This is a genomic window from Micromonospora sp. NPDC047753 (assembly GCF_040642735.1).
Lineage (GTDB): Bacteria > Actinomycetota > Actinomycetes > Mycobacteriales > Micromonosporaceae > Micromonospora.
In genome coordinates, this window is record NZ_JBEYSL010000841.1 from 1 (window position 1) to 1,467 (window position 1,467).

The window sequence follows — 1,467 nt, forward strand, 5'->3', positions numbered from 1 at the left end:
GGGCTGCGGGCCGCCGAGATCGCCGCGCTCATCGAACGCGGTGACCCGACGGCGGTGGTCCCCCCACCGGACCGTCCGGCCTGAGCGCTCGCCGGGCCGGGAGGCGCGGAAGCGCCTCCCGGCCCATCGTTCAGCAGGTGATCGGTTTGACCCAGGAACACTCGACGCCCTCCGGGGTACGCGGCGTCTCCGGCACCGCCGGCGGGGCCACCCGTGCCGTCGACGCACCACCCTCGCGGAAGCCGGCAAGCGCCACGCCCGCCCCACCGTCGTGTACCTGGACCGCGGTTCGGCGCGAGCGTCACTCGACGCCGATCTGACAAATCTTAATGTCCATATTGGGCCATTGTTCGTGGCCTTGGGGCAGAAATTGCCCTAGGTAAATAGTTGCTGCAATCAATCAAAAGTTGCTAGCTTCACTGCGGCACCCACGGGGGGCGCTGATCCGACTCATTTTTGAGCCTCGTCGCGGTGTCCGGCGCTCTTTCAGCGTGCGCCGATTCCCTTCTTCGTGGCAGTTCGACCGGCGCGTCATGTGCCGTGGTCCTCGTGTCCTCGTCGTACGCATCGCGTGAAGGGCAATTGATGAGCAGAATTGGTAATGGACGCCGCCTAATTGCGGCACTGGCCGGTGTCGTGCTGGTGATTTCCGGCACTCCGGCGTACGGAAAACCCCCAGGTGAGGCCGAGCCGGCGCCCCGGCCCGGCACCGTACTGCGCCCGCCGACGCCGCAGGGCCGAGACGTGCCTCCCACCCCGCCGGGTCCGTCGAGCGTGCTGCCCTCGGTGGCCCAGGCGACCTCCGCGAAACCCATGCCGCCGGTGCGCCGGGTCCGCGAACTCACCGACCGCCGCACCGCGAGCACCAAGGTCTTCCTGCTGGCCGACGGGCGGATGCAGGCGGAGGCCAGTCGTGAGCCGGTCCACTACCGCGACAGCAAGGGCCGCTGGCAGGACATCAAACCGACGGTGTCGGCCGGCCGCACCTCGGGCTATCCGTACGCCGCCACCCAGAACGCGTTCGCCAGCAGGTTCGGCGACCGCAGTGACCGGGTGCTGTCGTACTCGACAGGCGACCACGGGCTGACCCTCGGGCTCGCCGGCGGCCTGCGTGCCCTGCGCCCGACGGCGAGCGGCAACCGGGTCACCTACCCGGGTGCCGTCGCCGGCGCTGACCTCGTCTACGAGGTGACGCCGTCGGCGGTGAAGGAGCAGATCGTGCTGGCCGCCCCGCCGAGCGGGCCGGCCACGTACACCTTCACGCTGGACACGGACTCCGTCCGCGCAGTGCCGCAGGCCGACGGCTCGGTGTCGTTCTTCGCCACGGACCGGCAGGGTCCGGCGCTGTTCACGATGCCTCGGCCGTACATGTATCCGCACGCTGGACATGCGGGCCAGCCCGTACGACCTGGCGGCCCTCGGCCACCCGCCGGTGCGGGTGGAGACTCCGGACGGTCGGGCGGAGTA

The 1,467-nt window shown here is 70.1% G+C and carries 2 protein-coding genes; one reads left to right on the forward strand and one right to left on the reverse strand.

Annotation, left to right across the window (positions count from 1 at the left end; genetic code table 11):
* Positions 1-130 precede the first annotated feature (130 nt).
* A complete protein-coding gene (locus tag ABZ749_RS35075) occupies positions 131-256 on the reverse strand; it encodes a hypothetical protein (RefSeq protein ID WP_357235688.1) in 126 nt (41 codons plus the stop codon).
* A 380-nt stretch (positions 257-636) separates the two neighbouring features.
* Here ABZ749_RS35075 and ABZ749_RS35080 point away from each other — a divergent pair.
* On the forward strand, positions 637-1,467 hold an 831-nt coding region (locus ABZ749_RS35080), incomplete at its 3' end, for a hypothetical protein (protein WP_357235690.1).